Source organism: Streptomyces sp. NPDC029014 (assembly GCF_055564695.1).
This window is the reverse complement of the sequence record NZ_JBVHVT010000034.1, coordinates 44,837-60,418: the sequence shown is the minus strand read 5'-3', so window position 1 is coordinate 60,418 and position 15,582 is coordinate 44,837. Positions and strand designations below refer to the sequence as shown.

Here is a 15,582-nt window from a genome sequence, read left to right as displayed (position 1 = left end):
CTTGAGTCCCTGCTCGCGAAAAGCAACTCCAGAATTGATTTTCCGGTGTCACTTGACGTGTGTCCACGGCCCCGGCAGGGTTCAGGTAAGCGGAAACGGACTTCCGCATGACCGAGCATTCGCGCAACGCCCGCAAGCACTCGTGCCCAAGGAGCGAAGACGATGACCTTCACGGCCATGCTCGACGCAACGGCCTGGACGACGACCCCTACGACGACCACCATCCCCACCGACCCCACCCCCGCGCCCGACGGGCTGCCCGAGGTGTCCCAGCCGAGGGAACTGTCCACGTCCGAGGCCCGGCAGCTGACCGGCGTGTTCTTCGAGCGGCTGCGGAGCCTCGAGGAGGGGACCCGGGAGTACCAGTACGTGCGCAACACGCTGATCGAGATGAACCTCTCGCTGGTGCGGTTCGCGGCCCGCCCGTTCCGCAACCGCCCCGGCGGCCCCGAGAACGAGGACATCATCCAGGTCGGCACCATCGGCCTGATCAAGGCCATAGACCGCTACGACCCGGCGCGCGGGACGCAGTTCACCACGCTCGCCCTGCCGTACATCACGGGCGAGATCAAACGCCACTTCCGGGACGCCACCTGGGCCGTACGGGTCCCGCGCCGCCTCCAGGAGAGGCGCTCGCAGCTGGCGAAGGCCACCGAGCAGCTCACCGCCGTACTCGACCACGAGCCCACCCCCGCGGAACTCGCGGCACATCTGGGCCTGACCGAGGACGAGGTCCGCGACGGCCTGGTCGCGGCCAACGGCTACTCCACCCAGTCCCTCGACGCCCCCCAGGAGTGCGCCGCCCCCGGCACGCAGGCGCCCGGGACCGGCCGGGCCCCGCGCACCTTCGCCGAGACCCTGGGCGAGGTCGACCCCGCCCTGGAGGCGGTCGAGGACCGGCACGCCCTCGCGCCCCTCCTCGCCGACCTGGACGAACGCTCGACGCGCGTCCTGGAACTGCGCTTCGGCCGGGAGATGACCCAGGCCGAGATCGGCGCGGAGATCGGCCTCTCCCAGATGCACGTCTCCCGCCTCCTCTCCCGCACGCTGGGCGCCCTGCGCGAAGAGCTGCTGAACGGCTGACCCGACATGAACAGCCTCCTCGGACTGCTGACCGTCACGGGCGGATCGATCCTGCTCACCCTCACCGCGGGCTGGCTCATCGACCTGCTGCTGCGCCGCGCGGACGCCCGCCACCCCGAGACGCCCCTCTGGAACATGCTGCGCCGCTGCGGCCCGTCCGTGCGGGTCCTGCTGCTCACGGCGATCCTGCGCGGGGCGTACCGGCAGATCGCGTGGCAGCCGCTGCAGGATCACGAGGCGGCCGTGGGCCGGATCCTGACGCTCGTCCTGATCGGGGCGGGCGCGTGGTTCGTCGTCCGCGTCACCTCCGCCGTGGTCGAGTCCTCGTACGCCCGCTACGCCCTGGGCACGCGCGACCCCTCCCGGGTGCGCCGGGTCCGTACCCAGGTGACGCTCATCATGAGGATCGTCACCGCCGTCGTCGCCGTGGTCGCAGCGGCAGCGATGCTGCTCGCCTTCCCCGCCTTCCGCGCCGTCGGCACCTCGCTGCTGGCCTCGGCCGGCATCATCGGCATCGTCGCCGGCGTGGCGGCCCAGTCCACCCTCGGCAACCTCTTCGCCGGCTTCCAGATCGCCTTCGGCGACATGGTGCGCATCGGTGACACGGTCGTCGTCGCCGGAGAGTGGGGCGTGGTGGAGGACGTGACGCTCACCTTCCTGGCCGTGCGCACCTGGGACGAGCGCCGGATCACCATGCCCGTCTCGTACTTCACCGGGCGCCCCTTCGAGAACTGGTCGCGCGGCGGGATCCAGATGACCGGCACGGTCTTCCTCCACTGCGACCACACCGCCCCCGTGGCGCTGATGCGCGAGAAGCTGCGGGAGATCCTGGACGGCTGCGAGGCGTGGGACGGCCGCGGCTGGGACCTCGCCGTCACCGACACCACCCCCAGCACCATCGTGGTGCGGGCGATCGTCACCGCCAAGGACCCGGACGACCTGTGGAAAGCCCGCTGCACCGTGCGCGAACAGCTGGTCGCCTGGCTGTCCGAGAAGCACCCGTACGCCCTCCCGCGCGTCGCCACGTCCACGGCAGCCCCCGCACCCCGGGAGGCGGAACCCGGGTACGGATACTGACCGGCGGAGCGAGGGAGCAGCGGGCAGCAGCCGTACCGCAAGGACCCGTCCGGTGCGGTACGGCTGCCACGGCTGGTACGGACCGGCCACTCAGCTGGTGCAGGTGGTGCCGGGGGCGGGCAGCTCGCGGGTCGTCAGGTAGCGGTTGGTGGCGTCCCGGACGCACGGGGAGACCAGTAACATGCTGTAGTCGTCGCCCTCCCGGGCCAGGACGACGCTGCCCGGCAGCTGGGCCGCCATGGCCGCTCCCGCCTCGAACGGGGCCAGCGCCTGGTGGGTGGACTGCAGGACCAGTGCGGGCGGAGCGCCGCTCACCGCCGGCCCGGCCTTGACGGGCACGGAGGTACGGGGCGGGGGGAAGGCGGTCGCATCGCCCTCCTGGGCCTGGACGATGGCCTCGGCCAGTTCCCGCCGTACGGGATGGGGCAGGGTCAGGTAGTCCTGCGTCGCCCCGTGGATGTCCTCACCGGTCAACGGCTCGTGGGCCGTGCTGCCGGTCCCGGATCGGAGCGCGGTCGGCCCGGGCGACGAGGGCGTCGTACTCGGCCGCCACGTTCTTGCCGCGCAGCGCGCAGTCCTCGGCCCCGGCACACCAGGCGGCGAAGCGGTCGAAGGCCGTCTCGGCGGTGGCGGCCTCGCGGACCGGCATCCACTGCAGCACGCTCCTCGGGCGCACCTACGCCGCGCTCCACCCCGGCAGGCTGCGCACCGTGGTCCTCGACACCGCCCTGGACGACACCGGCTCGCTCCTCGAACGGACAGCTGGTCGATCGAGGAGCCGCCCGCGCCGTCGTTGAGCAGCAGGGTGCCCTGGCGGCGCGCCCTGTCGTCGGCCGGCCGGCGGACCAGCGCGAGGGTGAGGCTCCCGTTGCCCGGGCGGGACCGGTCGACCGGTACCCGGAGCGACCCGCACTGCAAGCCCTTGAGTTCGGAGTCGGCGCAGGCGCGCCGGTCGATACGGGCGGTGGACGTCGGCCGGCCGGCCGGTTCCGGTTGGGCCAGCGCCGGTACGGTGACGGCGGTCATGAGGACGCAGCGGGCGGCGGCGATCCAGCCGGCGCGCTTCCGGTTCCTCGGCATGCCGGTTCTTCTCATGTTCGTGTTCCGTGGTCGTCCGACCCCGGCGGACCGGCCGGGCGGGTCCGCCGGGGTGGTCCGGCGCGCTCCCGCACGGGGAGGGGTCGGCGGGAGCGCGCCGGACGCGGGGGTGGGCTGTGGCTGCGGTGCGGTGCAAGCGCTCCGCGGGTCAGCCCGCGGCGTCCTCCAGGGCGCTGTCGGGGACCCAGGAGCCGTGGACCCCGGCGGGCACCCGGTGGGGCAGGTGGACGGTGGCGATCGGGTCGAGGCCGGAGGCGTCGAGGACCAGCAGCTGCGAGGCGTCCTGCTTGAGGTCGGAGACGACGGTCAGGAGGTAGCCGTCGTCCTCGGACGTGGCACGGTCGGCGGGGACGAACACGGCCTCGCTGGGCAGCCGCGCGTCGCCGACCTGGTGGATGCGGCGGGCTCCGCTGCTGCGGTCGTACTTGACGATGCCGTAGCCGCCGAGGCCCTTCTCGTCGGGGAAGGAGATGGCGTACTGGTAGCGGTTCTCGCTGCCCAGGTACTCCTCGTTGAGGGTCGGGAACTCCACGGGCAGGTCGTCGATGATCTCCTCGCCGACGGTGCCGTCGGCCAGGTCGACGACCCAGCGGCGGGTGTAGGAGCGGGCGGCGGGCTCGCTGCCGCGCCCGGGTGCGCCGACCCACCAGTTCCAGGAGAGGCGGAAGCCCTCGCGGTCCACGGTGGGGCCTTCCAGGACGATGCGGCCCCGGCCGTCCTCGTAGGCGTTGGCGACGTGCAGCATGTTGCCCGGTTCGACGGAGAACCAGCGGATGCTGCGGGAGCCGTCGCCGCCGCGCGGCATGACGCCGATCCGCGCGGGTTGCCGGTCGTTCCAGCCGTACGGGATGCCGGAGTGCTCCGAGGGGTCGAAGGTGACGTTGCCCTCCATGAAGACCACGTGGTGGCGGGTGACGGCGAAGTCGTGCTTGAGCGCGGCGGTGGCTCCCGGGACCTCGCTGCTGTGGACGACCTCGCCCTTGGCATCGGAGACGTAGTAGGTCAGGAACGGCGGGAACGGCGAGGACCCGAAGAAGTGGAGCTCGCCCGTCCGCGGGTCCTCCTTGGGGTGGGCGGTCATCGCGCTGTGCAGCTTGCCGCCGAAGTCGTGGGCGCCGACGGTTTCCAGCTCGGGGGTGAGCTCGAAGGGGAGGTTCGCCTCGCACAGGGCCAGGAGGCGTCCACCGTGCTCGATGATGTGGGTGCCGGCCACGCTGGCCGTCAGGTCGGGGCCGTGCTCGGTCATGTACGGGGCGCCGTCGAGGGCGGGGGTGTGGACCCAGCGGTTGCGGTACCACTCGGCGCGGCCGTCGCGCAGACGGATTCCGTGGACCATGCCGCTGCCCCTGAACCAGTGGGTGGGGGTGATGCCGGGCTTCGGGTTGTGCCCGTTGCGGAGCAGTCGGCCGGTCAGCTCCGGCGGCAGGGAGCCCTCGACGGTGAGCTCGGTGGCGGTGACCTCCTCGACGAGGGGGGTGTAGTGGCCGGTGAGGTAGGGCTTCGCTGCGGTCATGTCGGGAACCTCTTTCGGTGGATCGGAGAACGAGCGGACGAGAGCGGGGGCGCCGTGGCGTGACGGCAAATCAGGCGGTCTGCTCCGCACGGGCCTTGAGGTGGGCGAGCCAGCCCTCCAGGGAGCCGTGGAGGAGTCTGCGGAGGTCGTCGGCCGCGGCCTCGACCGGATCGCCGCTCCAGGACTCCTCGGTGTGGACGACGACGCGGTCGCCGTCCTCCTCGAAGGTCCACACGTGCACGCCGGTGATGCCGGCGGCCGGACCGCCCCAGACGATCCGCCGCCCGGGGACCAGTTCGTGCACGGTGGAGGTGATCTCCAGGCCGCCGCTGCGCCAGCCGAAGGAACTGCCGGGCGCCAGCGGGCCGTCGTCGGGCCGCGCCCGGTCGATGTCCGGGTTCCAGGTGGGCCAGGCGGCGATGTCGGTGTGCACCGCCCACACGGTCGTGAGCGGGGCGTCGATCACGGTGCTCAGACGGACGACGACGGGTGCGGTTTCGTCGATGGTGACCATGGTTCTGCTTCCTGTCGGATCGTTCCGTGTCCGGTCGACACGGACGGGTGGGGTGCGGCCGTGGCCCGAGCCGGGGGACACGCCCCGTCGGCGCAGTCGCAGCGGCGGGTGCCGCGGGTGAGGAACAGTGCGAGGACCGCCGTCGCCGCCAGGACTGCGGCCGAGACCACGAACGCGGTTCGGTAGCCCGCGGTGAGGGCTTCCAGCGGGGGCTGACGGCCGGCCGCCCGGGCGGTGACGGAGCCGGCCAGGGTGGTCAGGGCGGCCAGGCCGATCGCGCCGCCGACCTGCCGGGTGGTGTTCACCAGTCCGCCCGCCAGGCCCGCGTCCTGCGGCGGTACGCCGTCCACGGCGAGCGCGGTGAGTTGGACGAACGCGACGCTCAGGCCCAGGCCGACCAGGATGCTGGGGCCGAGGACGTCGACGGCGTAGCTGCCGTCGGCGCTGATCCGGGAGAGCCACAGCAGTCCGGCGGCCTCGGTGAGCAGGGCCGCGGTCACGGCCGCGGGGGCGCCGACGCGCCGGGCGATGCGCGGGGCGAGGGCGGAGCCGAGCATGTTGGCCGCGGCGAAGGGGAGTTGGCCCGCTCCGGTGGCCAGCGGGCCGGATCCGAGGACCTGCTGCTGGTAGAGCGGGAGGAAGAAGAACAGGGCGATCCACACGGACCCCAGCAGCGCCATCAGCACGTTGCCCGCGGCGACCCGGCCGGTGGTGAACAGCCGTGGCGGCACGAGCGCGTTCGGCCGGCGCAGCTCGATCACCGTGAAGGCCGTGAGCAGCGCGGCGGCGGCGCCGAGGGAGCCCAGGACCCGGGCGTCGGCCCAGCCCGTGCCCCGTGCCGTGGTCAGGCCCCAGACCAGGCAGGTCAGCGCGAGGGCGACGGTGGCGGTGCCCAGCAGGTCGAACCGGCCGGCCTGCTGCGCTGCCGCCGAGCGCGGTACGAACGCCACCACGCCGGCGAGGACCAGGGCCGCCCCGAGCGCGACCGCATGGAAGGTCCAGGGCCAGCCCCACGCCTCGGTGAGCGCACCGCCCAGCAGCACCCCACCGGCCCCTCCGGCGCCGGATACCGCCCCCCACACGCCCAGGGCCCTGCCGCGTCCGGTCCCGGACGGGAACAGGGCCATCGCCAGGGCGAGTGCGGCCGGGGCGATGGCGGCGGCGCCGAGAGCCTGGAGGGCGCGCGCCGCGATCAGTACGCCGGCGGACGTGGCCAGTCCGGCCGCCAGCGAAGCCGCCGCGAACAGGGCGAGCCCGGCGATCAGCACCCGGCGGCGGCCGAGCAGGTCGGCGACCCGGCCGCCCGCCAGGAGCAGCGCCCCGAACGCCAGGCCGTAGGCGTTGACCACCCAGGTGGTCCCGCCGTCCGAGAGCCCGGCCCCGGCCCGGATCTGCGGGAGCGCCACGTTGACGATCGACGTGGCGAGCATGACGGTGAACTGGGCCGCGGCGAGCGCCGCGAGCACCGCCCCGGGTCGGGGAGCCCGGGGTGCCGCCCGGTCCGTCTGTGCGCGTGCTGCGTTCATGCCGCACACACTCGTGCCGGACGCTGTCCACTCTCCAGGCCCGGCGGGGACGGGCGCTGTCCACTGCTGTCCGCAGCTGTCCACCCGCCCCCGCCCGGGGCGCCCCGCGCGGCCAGCGCGACCGCGTGGCTAGCGCGAGTCGTGCAGCTCCTGCTGCCACAGGGCCTCGCAGAGCAGGTCCAGGCCCTGGCGCAGGTGGCGGCGGTACGTGCCGTACGGCAGGCCGAGGCGGCGGGCCGCAGCCTCCTGGGTGGGCGCCCCGGAGAAGTAGCCCGCGGTCAGCGCCTCGCGGGCGCGTACCCCGCGCGGGTCACCGGCGAGGTCGTCGACGGCCCGCCGCAGCAGGCTGCGCAACTCGCCGACCGGCTCGGCGAGGTCCGCCGCGAGGCGGGCGCGCATGAGGGCACAGGCGGCGAAGGCCCCCGCGTCGCGCCAGTGCACCAGTGCCTCGCGCACGGCCTGGTCGAACGCGGAACGCGAGACGGGCGACGGCCCAGACCGGACGGGCGCGGCCTCGTCCGCGGCGGATATGAACCGCATGAGCCACGCCTCCACGGGCACCTGGCGCCAGTCGACGCCGAACAGCCCGTACGTGTACGCGCCGACCCGGGGGCGCGCCCCGGTGTCGGCGAGCGTTGCCCCGACGCGCTCCGCCCAGGCCTCGGCGTCCCGGAAGACGGCGAAGCCGTAGGCGCGGCCGCGGGCGCGGGCGGCCTCCGCCTGGGCACGGGAACTGCTCAGGTCGATGACGCGCGAGGGAACCTGGTACCGCTCCGGGTAGATCGAGAAGCGGCTGACGCCGATGTGCTCGCCGGGGTGCACAGGAGCGGTGGCCTCGGTGTACTGCCATGCGGCGGCGACGACCGGGTCGGTGGCCAGGTCCCGGGGGTCGGCAGGGGCCGGCAGGGCCAGTCGGGCCGTGAACGCCACGATCCGGCCCGTGTCCACGAGCCGGTAGACGCTGAAGGCCTGCGGCTGGCGCTGCGCCCAGTAGCGGACCAGTTCCGCGGAGGCGGCCCCCTCGGTCTCCTCGGCCATGCGCAGCACGATGTCGAGGTCGTCCGGGTGCAGCGGACGGTCGTGCACCTCGTCCTCGCGGGACCAGGTGCGCAGCCTGGCCAGGGTCTCGCCCTCCCGGAAGAGGTAGAACAGTTCGTCGGTGACCGTCCACACCCGGTCCTCGGGTGCTTCGCGCAGGATGCGCAGGTATTCGTCCGACAGGCGCCGGCGCATCGTGTCGAAGGCGTTGGGCGCGCGCCAGCGCAGATCGGCGGCGAGGGTTTCGCGGGCCGCGTCGTGCGGGTGGAGCCCCCGGAGCGTGGACTCCATGAAGGGCAGGCCCCTCAGCCACGAGAAGAGCAGGTGGACGTCCTCCCCGGGCAGGACCGCGGCGAGGAGTTCCTCGGACGTCGAGTGGGCCTGCGCGGCCACCTCCAGCGCCCGGCGGTGGGACGCCGTGGGCACCTCGCCGATCAGCCCCGCGAGCAGGGTGCGCAGGACGTCCGCGGAAGGGGCCCAGACCACCAGCTCCTCCCTGCTGCAGCCGGCCGATCCCGCCGCGGCCGCGAGGGACAGGGCCAGCGGGTTGCCGCCGGCGAAGCGGAGCACCCGGTCCCGCAGTTCGGGCCGGATCCCGGCCGTCACGAGCAGGCGCCGGGCCTGTTCCGCGGAGAACGGCTCCAGTTCGGTGACGTGGAGGAGCCCGGACCAGGCCGGGTCGGCGGTCCACTGCGGCTGCGGAGGGCGCCGCCCGGCCAGGACGACGAGCGCGTCGTCCGCTGCGCGCGGCAGGAAGTGGTGCCACAGCCAGCTCTCCAGCCACTGGCAGTGCTCGAACGAGTCCACGAACAGCACCGTGCCCGGAACGTCGAGGAACGGGCCGGCGGCCCGCTCGAAATCGGCCGGGTCCCGGCTGACGAACCGGCCGTCGATCTCGACGATCAGCCGGCCCGCGGCGCGGGCGTGGTCCGCCAGCCGTCGCAGCAGCGTCGACTTCCCGATGCCGCCCGGCCCGCACACGTAGAACGCGAACGGCGCCTGCGGATCGCCGGCCAAAGCCTCCCCGAAGCGAGCGAGTTCCTCGTCCCGGCCGATGAAGGCCCTCACCCGCGCCCTGCTCAGTCTCTCCCCGACGGATGCCACAGCGGCTCCCCACTCCCTCGTCCCAAGGTGTCCTCCGAAGCCGGGCACCGCCTCCTGGGCGGTGCTCCGGCGGTGACCGTGACGGGGCCGGGGACCGTACCGGCGGGCGCCGCGCAGGGCCCCGACCCCGGCGGCGTCATCTGATGGTTCCGAGGTTCCGGTCCTCGGGCCGGCCGTCGATCAGGAGGGTGGTCTCCTCGACGCGCCGGAAGCGGCCGTCGGGGGCCATCAGGGCGAAGAGGTAGACCTCGGTGCGGGAGGTGCCGCCGTCGCGCCGGGTGAGGGTGACGGTGTGGCGGTCGGCGTAGCGCGGGCCGTCGCGGAGTTCCTCGTGGACCTCGACGTGTCCGCTGCCGATCAGGGAGCGCAGCCGTGCCATGTGCTCGGCGAAGGCGGCCCGGTCGCTCCACGCGCCGTTGGTGCGCTGGCGGTAGTCCGGGGCGAAGTGCCGGTCGATGGCCTCCTGCAGGGCGAGGCCCGGGGTGAACAGCAGGTCGTTGATGGCTCGGGTGATGTCGGTCGGTGTCATGGCTGTCTTCGCCTTCGCGAGTGGGGGGTGTTGTGGTGGTCCCGGCTCGTGGAGCCGGGGGATCAGGGGGCCGGCCGGGGGGTGAAGTCCAGCGGCAGTGCGACGGGTCCCCGCGTGTACAGGCCGGTCTCCCGGTAGCGGAAGCCGGGGCTGTGGCGGACCCGGTCGAGGAGCGGCAGCAGCATCGCGGCGACGGGTTCGACCTCGGCGCGTGCGAAGGCGGTGCCGGCGCACTGGTGGAGTCCGCTGCCGAAGGCCAGGTGCCGGGCGGCCGCGGTGAACGAGCGGGCGGTGCCCAGGTCCTGGCGGTGGATGTCGAAGGTGTCGTGGGCGGTGAAGGCGGCCGGGTCCCGGTTGGCCGCGCCGCTCATGCAGTAGACGGTGGCGCCCGCCGGCACGGTGGTGCCGGCGAGGACGGCGTCGTGCTCCACGTGCCGGGGGACGAGCTGGACGGGCGGGGTGTAGCGCAGGGTCTCGGCGATCGCGGCGGCCACCTGCTGCCGGTCCCGTCGGTCCAGCCCGAGGACGTCGAGGGCCACGTCGACGGCGAAGGGCTTGCCGAAGCCGTTGACCAGGTCCATCCGGCCCCGGGGGAGGAGGGGCGCCCGGAGGTCGGCGGCGTTGGCGTGCAGGGCGCGCACCTGGTCCTGCAGGGCCCGGCCGGTGAAGGCGCGGACGACGATCTTTCGCTTGGCGGTGTGCTCCGCCCCGGTCATCTGCGCGAGGACCGGCCCCCGCATCACCGGCTCGGCCCGCACCTGCAGGATCCTGCTCGTGAACGCCTCTTGGTCGGTCAGGACCCGCTGCACGTCCGGGTAGCGGGAGAGGAAGTAGCCGCCGATCGCCGGATCGTAGTGCACCGGAGCGTGCTCCCCCAACTGCGCGAACCAGCGGTACGGGTCAGCGGCGAAGACGTCGTACAGGACGCTGAACGGGCGGTGCACCACGGTCATGGGGAGGACCTCTCGACGTGCGCAGTGGGGGGAGCGGACGGAGGACGCGAACAGCAGCGGCCACGACGACCCGCCTGCGCTACAGGACGAGCGAACTGCGGCGCAGGTTTACCCCGTTGCCCGACCAAAAGTCAGTGGAGGGCCCGTGGCCTGGTCTGTTACGGTCCTGTCGCCGGCCGCGGGACTCCGGCGCGACTTCCGGAACCTGCCTCTGAAGCAATGATTCGCAGCTCGTGCCCCCATTCCCCGGCCGGCATCCGCACCCACGGGGAAAGATTCGGATGGATTCGTACGGCGACCTCGTCGCAGCCGACGACGTACTGCTCTTCGTCAACGCGGCGATCACCTCCACCGGGCAGCGCGAGTTCCACAGCGACGCGGACGAGCAGCGGCTGTCCCTGGACTTCCTCCACGCGTACATGCTGGGGAACTACCGTGACCTGTACGCCGGGGTCCTCGCGCTCGACATCAACGACCACAACGCGGCCCTCATCATCCGCCGGCTGCTGGAATCCCCGGGCGAGGCCACGGTCGAGCAGCGCCGCAACGAGGGCCGTCTGATCGCGGCCCGCCTGGCCGTGCTGCCACCGCAGCGCGTGTACGCACTGTTCGACGCCCTGCGCCGGGCCGGGGTGAACAACCGCCGCACGCGCGCGATCATGCGCGACTGGCTGTCCGGCCGCCGTGACCTCGCGTTCGACGCCGTGAAGTACCGCAGCGGCCTCAAGCGCGCCCTGCGCCACGCACACCTCGCCCCCGCCACCGAGGAGCTGGGGACGTTCGTGTTCGCGCCGACGACCCGCCCGCGCTATGCGACCCCCCTCCTGGAGGCGTGGCGCCGCGCGCACTACGAACAGGCCGCCCTGTACGAGCTGCCCTACACGGCCGCCGAGGGTTTCGCCGCCAGACACGGCATCCCCCGGGACGTCTTCCTGGAGCGCATCGCCCCGCGGATGACCCGCCTGGAGACCCTGCGGCTCCAGGAGTCGGCGCACGGGCGCGCAGCCGCGGGCGTGGCAGCCGACCTGGCCGCGATGCCGCTGACCCGACTGGCGACGTACGTACTGTCCCTGCCGGTCGAGGACCGCCGGCGCCGGCGCACCGAGCTGACCCGCGCCCTCGAAGCGGCCGCCGACCGGGTGGCCGGCGCGCACCGGGGGAGCTGGGGCAGGGTCACCGCCGTCCTGGACGACAGCTTCTCCGCCTTCGGCTCGGTGCACAAGCGTCGCCGGCCGCTGGCCGTGGCCCTGGCCTGCCACCACCTGCTCGCGGCCCTGGCCGGCGACTACACCGCGCTGTGGACGTCCGGACGGACCGACGCGCTGCTGACGTGCCCGTACGGGCCGACGCCGCTGGGCCGGCGCCTCCTCGACGCGCTGGACACCGCCCCGTCCCGGCTGGTGATCGTCTCCGACGGATGGGACAACGCCCCTCCCGGCCTGGCCGCCGAGGTGCTGCGCATCTGGCGGACCCGCCTCGACCCCGACCGCCGCACCAGCGTCGTGCACCTCAACCCCGTCTACGACGCGGCCGATTTCGACGTCCGCCGGCTGTCCCCGACGGTGCCCACCGCGGGCATCCGGGACGCCGAGGACCTGCCCGCACTGGTGGAACTCGCCCAGTTCGCGGAAGGCCGCACCGGCCTGTCCGAACTGACCGCGTACATGGACGCCCGTGCGGCCCGCATGACCACCGGACGACACCCCCAGGAGGAGGCGCGATGACCACACTGGACCTGACCGGCCTGGCCGTCCGCCCCTCCCAGGTCTGGGGAGCCGTCCGACTGGTGCCGCTCGTGCGCGACGAACCCGTCGACGACCTCCGACTGAGCCCGCAGCTCTACGGTGATGCCGCCGGCCTGGTCGAGGTCGGCCCGCGCCGTGCCTACGTCTCGTACGTCCCGCACGGCTTCGTCGCCACATGGACGGGCGACGGCACGCCCGCGGCCGCCTACGGAACCCACCTCGCCGCCGAGGGCACTTCGGCCCCGGCCGCCACGATGGGCCTGCGCTTCCACCGCCGCATGGCCCGCCGCCAGGCCAAGGACCGGCTGCGGTTCCTCCCCCTGCACCTGGCGCTGGAGGGCTACCTGGCGCTCCACTTCGGCGGCCCCACCATCGCCTGGGAGGAGTGGTCGCAGCGCGCCGTCCGCCAAGGGCTCTCCCCCCGGGTGGAGGAAGCCTACGTGGGCGCCGAGGTACGCGGACTCGCCGACGCACTGCGCATCTTCGAGGTCCACCCCGGCCAGTGCGGCGTGCTGGTGTACGTCGCCGACGCGCTCGCCGCCGCGTTCGCGGTCCCGCACCCCGAGGACTACCGCGCACTCCACGCGACCCTCCTCCAGGACCTGTACGGCGAACTGATCCACCACTACGCCACGCTGATGCAGCCGCTGCCGGACTTCCGCGCCCGCATCCCCGACGCACGGATCCGCTCCCTGGGCGACCTGCGCGCGGCGGCTGCCGAGGAGGAGCGCGCCTGGGGCCGCTTCCACGCCACGACCATGGCCGCCGGCCTGCTGGAGCACGCGTACACCTGGCAACCGGTCCACCGGATGGGACGCTTCACCCTCTCCCGCTTCCTGCCGTCGTTCCGCCCCAAGCAGGAGAACCACATCGGCGAGACCATCACCGACGACAGCGGCAGGATCGCCTACCTCAAGACGTTCCGCCTGTCGGAGAACCAGGTCCGCCGCGGTCACCTGCTCAGCAGGCTCGCCGACCACGACTGGCACCTGGCGGACACCGCAGCCGCCCTCGGCACCGACGAGGCCCGACTGGGCCTGCGCCTGGAGTCGGCGGGCTTCGGCTTCCTCCTGCGCCAGGACGTCCTGGACGCCTACCGCAAGCGGCACGGGCGGCACCGCGCCCGGAACGGCTGAGCAACGGCGGGCCCAGCCGTTCCGGGGCCTGCGGTCGTCCGTCAGGCGATGCGGCGCGCACCGGCCGACGGGAGGGCCTCCAGCACGGCCGGCGCACCGAACCCGGCCGTCGCGAAGGCGTCCGTCACGGCCCGGCCCACGGCCGCTGCCTCCTGGGCCGGGACCAGGGCGATCACCGAGCCGCCGAATCCGCCGCCGGTCATCCGGGCCCCCAGCGCCCCCGCGGCGACCGCGGCCTCCACCGCCAGGTCGGTCTCGGCACAGGAGACCCGGTAGTCGTCCCGGAGCGAGGCGTGCCCCTCGGTCAGCAACGGGCCCAGGGCCTCGGGCGCGCCCGCCGCCAGCCGGTCGACGGCCCGCTCGACCCGGGCGTTCTCGGTGACCACGTGCCGCACGAGCGGGACGAGGTCGGCGGGCAGCCGCACCAGCGCCGCGGGCAGCTCCGCCCCGGGCAGGTCCCGCAGGGCGGGCAGCCCCAACAGGCCGGCGGCCCGCTCGCACCCGGCCCGCAGGGCCGCGTAGGCCCCGTCGGCGAGGTCGTGCCGGATCCGGGTGTCGAGGACCAGCAGGCGCAGCCCGTGCCCGGTGAGGTCGACGGGCACCTGCCGCACCTGCAGGCTGCGGCTGTCGAGGTGGAGCGCATGGCCGTCGGTGCAGCACACCGAGGCCATCTGGTCCATGACCCCGCAGGGCACCCCGGCGTAGGCGTTCTCGGCGTACTGGGCCACCCGCGCCAGCTCCGGCCGGGACAGGCCGAGCCCGTACAGCTCGTCGTACGCGACGGCCACCGCACACTCCAGGGCCGCGGAGGAGGACAGTCCGGCGCCGGTGGGGACCGAGCTGTCCAGGTGCAGGTCGGCGCCGCCGACCGGTAGCCCGCGCTCGCGCAGCGCCCACACCACGCCCGCCGGGTAGCGGGTCCAGCCGGCCGTGCGGCCCGGGGCGAGGTCCGCCACCCGCAGTTCGGTGGTCAGGCCGTCGCCCTGGGCGCTGTGCAGCCGCAGCAGGCCGTCCGTGCGGCGGCGCACGGCGAGCACGGCGGCCTGCGGCAGAGCCATGGGCAGGGCGAAGCCGTCGTTGTAGTCGGTGTGTTCGCCGATCAGGTTGACCCGCCCGGGCGCGGCCCAGACCCCGTCGGGGTCGCCGCCGTGGACCCGGCGGAACCCCTCGTACACGGCTGCGGAGGCGGCCGGGGTCATCGTGCCTCCCGCAGGCGCCGTGCGGCCGTCTCGGGGGCCACGTCGTTCATGAACGCCTCCATGCCGGACTCGGTCCCGGCCAGGTACTTGAGCTTGTCGGCGGTCCGCCGGACGGTGAACAGCTCAAGGTGCAGGGCGAGTTCACCGCCGCCGGTGATCGGTGCCTGGTGCCAGGCGGAGATGTACGGGGTGCGCCGGGCCGGCCCGAAGAGGCGGTCGAAGCGGCGCAGCAGGTCCAGGTAGAGGACCGGGAACTCGGCGCGCTCCGCCTCGGTGAGGTGGGTCAGGTCCGGGACCCGGCGGTGCGGGTGGAGGTGCACCTCGTACGGCCAGCGGGCGGCGTACGGGACGAAGGCCGTCCAGTGCTCCCCGGCGAGGACCACGCGCTCGGTGGCCGCGCGGGCCTCGGCGAGCAGGTCCTCGAACAGGTTCCGGCCGGTCGCGGCACGGTGGGCGGCCGCGGCGGCGAGGTGCTTGACGGTCCGCGGTGCGACGGCGGAGAACGCGTAGATCTGGCCGTGCGGATGGGGCAGGGTCACCCCGATCTCGGCGCCGCGGTTCTCGAAGCAGTACACCTGCACCACGCCGGGGCGGGTGGACAGTTCGGCGGTCCGGTCGGTCCAGGCGTCCAGCACCAGCCGGGCCCGCTCGGGGGTGAGGTCGGCGAAACCGGCGTCGTGGTCCGGGGTGAAGCACACCACCTCGCAGCGGCCGGTCGGACCGGAGAGGGAGGGGAAACGGTTCTCGAAGACGGCCACCTCGTAGTCGGCGGCCGGGACCTCGCTCTCCCGGCCCTCCCGCGAGGGGCACAGCGGGCAGGCGTCCGCCGGCGGATGGTAGATGCGGGACTGGCGGTGCGCGGCGATCGCGACCCAGTCGCCGGTCGCCGGGTCGCGGCGCAGTTCCGGAACGCTCTCGACACGGTCCAGCGGGCGCCGGTCCGGGGCCCGGCGGTCCCGGCCGGGGGCGGTGTCGTAGTAGATGAGCTCGCGGCCGTCCGCGAGTTCGGTGACGGTCCTGTGCACGTCCTCGCCTGATCTGTCGTGTGGGTGCGCGGGCGGATGGGT

The 15,582-nt window shown here is 73.9% G+C and carries 14 protein-coding genes; 4 read left to right on the top strand and 10 right to left on the bottom strand.

From position 1 onward, the window contains the following. The first annotated feature begins 162 nt into the window (after window positions 1-162). Complete coding sequence (locus ACZ4VL_RS20240) at window positions 163-1,083, top strand: SigB/SigF/SigG family RNA polymerase sigma factor (RefSeq protein ID WP_468201598.1); 921 nt, start codon at window positions 163-165, stop codon at window positions 1,081-1,083. A 6-nt stretch (window positions 1,084-1,089) separates the two neighbouring features. Next, a complete protein-coding gene (locus ACZ4VL_RS20235; protein ID WP_468201595.1) occupies window positions 1,090-2,160 on the top strand; it encodes a mechanosensitive ion channel family protein in 1,071 nt (356 codons plus the stop codon). A 90-nt stretch (window positions 2,161-2,250) separates the two neighbouring features. Here the strand turns inward: ACZ4VL_RS20235 and ACZ4VL_RS20230 are convergent, their stop codons facing one another. The 8 genes from ACZ4VL_RS20230 to ACZ4VL_RS20195 form a co-directional block, all read right to left on the bottom strand. Continuing rightward, the gene (locus ACZ4VL_RS20230) at window positions 2,251-2,634 is read right to left on the bottom strand and encodes an alpha/beta hydrolase (protein WP_468201593.1); all 384 of its coding nucleotides are present in this window, start codon (window positions 2,632-2,634) and stop codon (window positions 2,251-2,253) included. Beyond that, window positions 2,624-2,836 (bottom strand): hypothetical protein, encoded by a 213-nt coding sequence (locus ACZ4VL_RS20225; protein ID WP_468201591.1) that lies wholly within the window; start codon window positions 2,834-2,836, stop codon window positions 2,624-2,626. Before ACZ4VL_RS20225 ends, ACZ4VL_RS20230 begins: the two co-directional genes overlap by 11 nt. Before the next feature lie 570 nt (window positions 2,837-3,406). Next, window positions 3,407-4,771 carry a carotenoid oxygenase family protein gene (locus tag ACZ4VL_RS20220; RefSeq protein WP_468201589.1) on the bottom strand — a complete coding sequence of 455 codons (1,365 nt, stop codon included), beginning with the start codon at window positions 4,769-4,771 and terminating at the stop codon, window positions 3,407-3,409. Window positions 4,772-4,841: 70 nt separating this feature from the next. After that, a complete protein-coding gene (locus ACZ4VL_RS20215; RefSeq protein WP_468201586.1) occupies window positions 4,842-5,285 on the bottom strand; it encodes an SRPBCC family protein in 444 nt (147 codons plus the stop codon). After that, on the bottom strand, window positions 5,243-6,811 hold the full coding sequence (locus tag ACZ4VL_RS20210; protein ID WP_468201583.1) for an MFS transporter: 1,569 nt from the start codon (window positions 6,809-6,811) through the stop codon (window positions 5,243-5,245). Before ACZ4VL_RS20210 ends, ACZ4VL_RS20215 begins: the two co-directional genes overlap by 43 nt. A 129-nt stretch (window positions 6,812-6,940) precedes the next feature. Beyond that, entirely contained in the window at window positions 6,941-8,917 is a 1,977-nt protein-coding gene (locus ACZ4VL_RS20205; RefSeq protein ID WP_468201582.1) for a P-loop NTPase family protein, read from the bottom strand. A 172-nt stretch (window positions 8,918-9,089) separates the two neighbouring features. Beyond that, window positions 9,090-9,482 carry a nuclear transport factor 2 family protein gene (locus ACZ4VL_RS20200; RefSeq protein WP_468201579.1) on the bottom strand — a complete coding sequence of 131 codons (393 nt, stop codon included), beginning with the start codon at window positions 9,480-9,482 and terminating at the stop codon, window positions 9,090-9,092. A gap of 62 nt (window positions 9,483-9,544) precedes the next feature. Continuing rightward, entirely contained in the window at window positions 9,545-10,435 is an 891-nt protein-coding gene (locus ACZ4VL_RS20195; protein ID WP_468201577.1) for a cytochrome P450, read from the bottom strand. Between the two features lie 281 nt (window positions 10,436-10,716). On the opposite strand from ACZ4VL_RS20195, the gene ACZ4VL_RS20190 reads away from it, so the two are divergent. Both ACZ4VL_RS20190 and ACZ4VL_RS20185 read left to right on the top strand, forming a co-directional pair. Further along, window positions 10,717-12,159, top strand: coding sequence for a hypothetical protein (locus ACZ4VL_RS20190; RefSeq protein ID WP_468201574.1), 1,443 nt, complete (start codon window positions 10,717-10,719; stop codon window positions 12,157-12,159). Beyond that, window positions 12,156-13,316: an ARPP-2 domain-containing protein gene (locus ACZ4VL_RS20185; RefSeq protein WP_468201571.1), complete on the top strand. Its 1,161-nt coding sequence runs from the start codon at window positions 12,156-12,158 to the stop codon at window positions 13,314-13,316. Before ACZ4VL_RS20190 ends, ACZ4VL_RS20185 begins: the two co-directional genes overlap by 4 nt. Before the next feature lie 41 nt (window positions 13,317-13,357). Here ACZ4VL_RS20185 and galK read toward each other — a convergent pair whose 3' ends face one another. Further along, the gene (galK, locus tag ACZ4VL_RS20180) at window positions 13,358-14,515 is read right to left on the bottom strand and encodes a galactokinase (protein WP_468201569.1); all 1,158 of its coding nucleotides are present in this window, start codon (window positions 14,513-14,515) and stop codon (window positions 13,358-13,360) included. Continuing rightward, the gene (galT, locus tag ACZ4VL_RS20175) at window positions 14,512-15,540 is read right to left on the bottom strand and encodes a galactose-1-phosphate uridylyltransferase (RefSeq protein ID WP_468201566.1); all 1,029 of its coding nucleotides are present in this window, start codon (window positions 15,538-15,540) and stop codon (window positions 14,512-14,514) included. Before galT ends, galK begins: the two co-directional genes overlap by 4 nt. Window positions 15,541-15,582 lie beyond the last annotated feature (42 nt).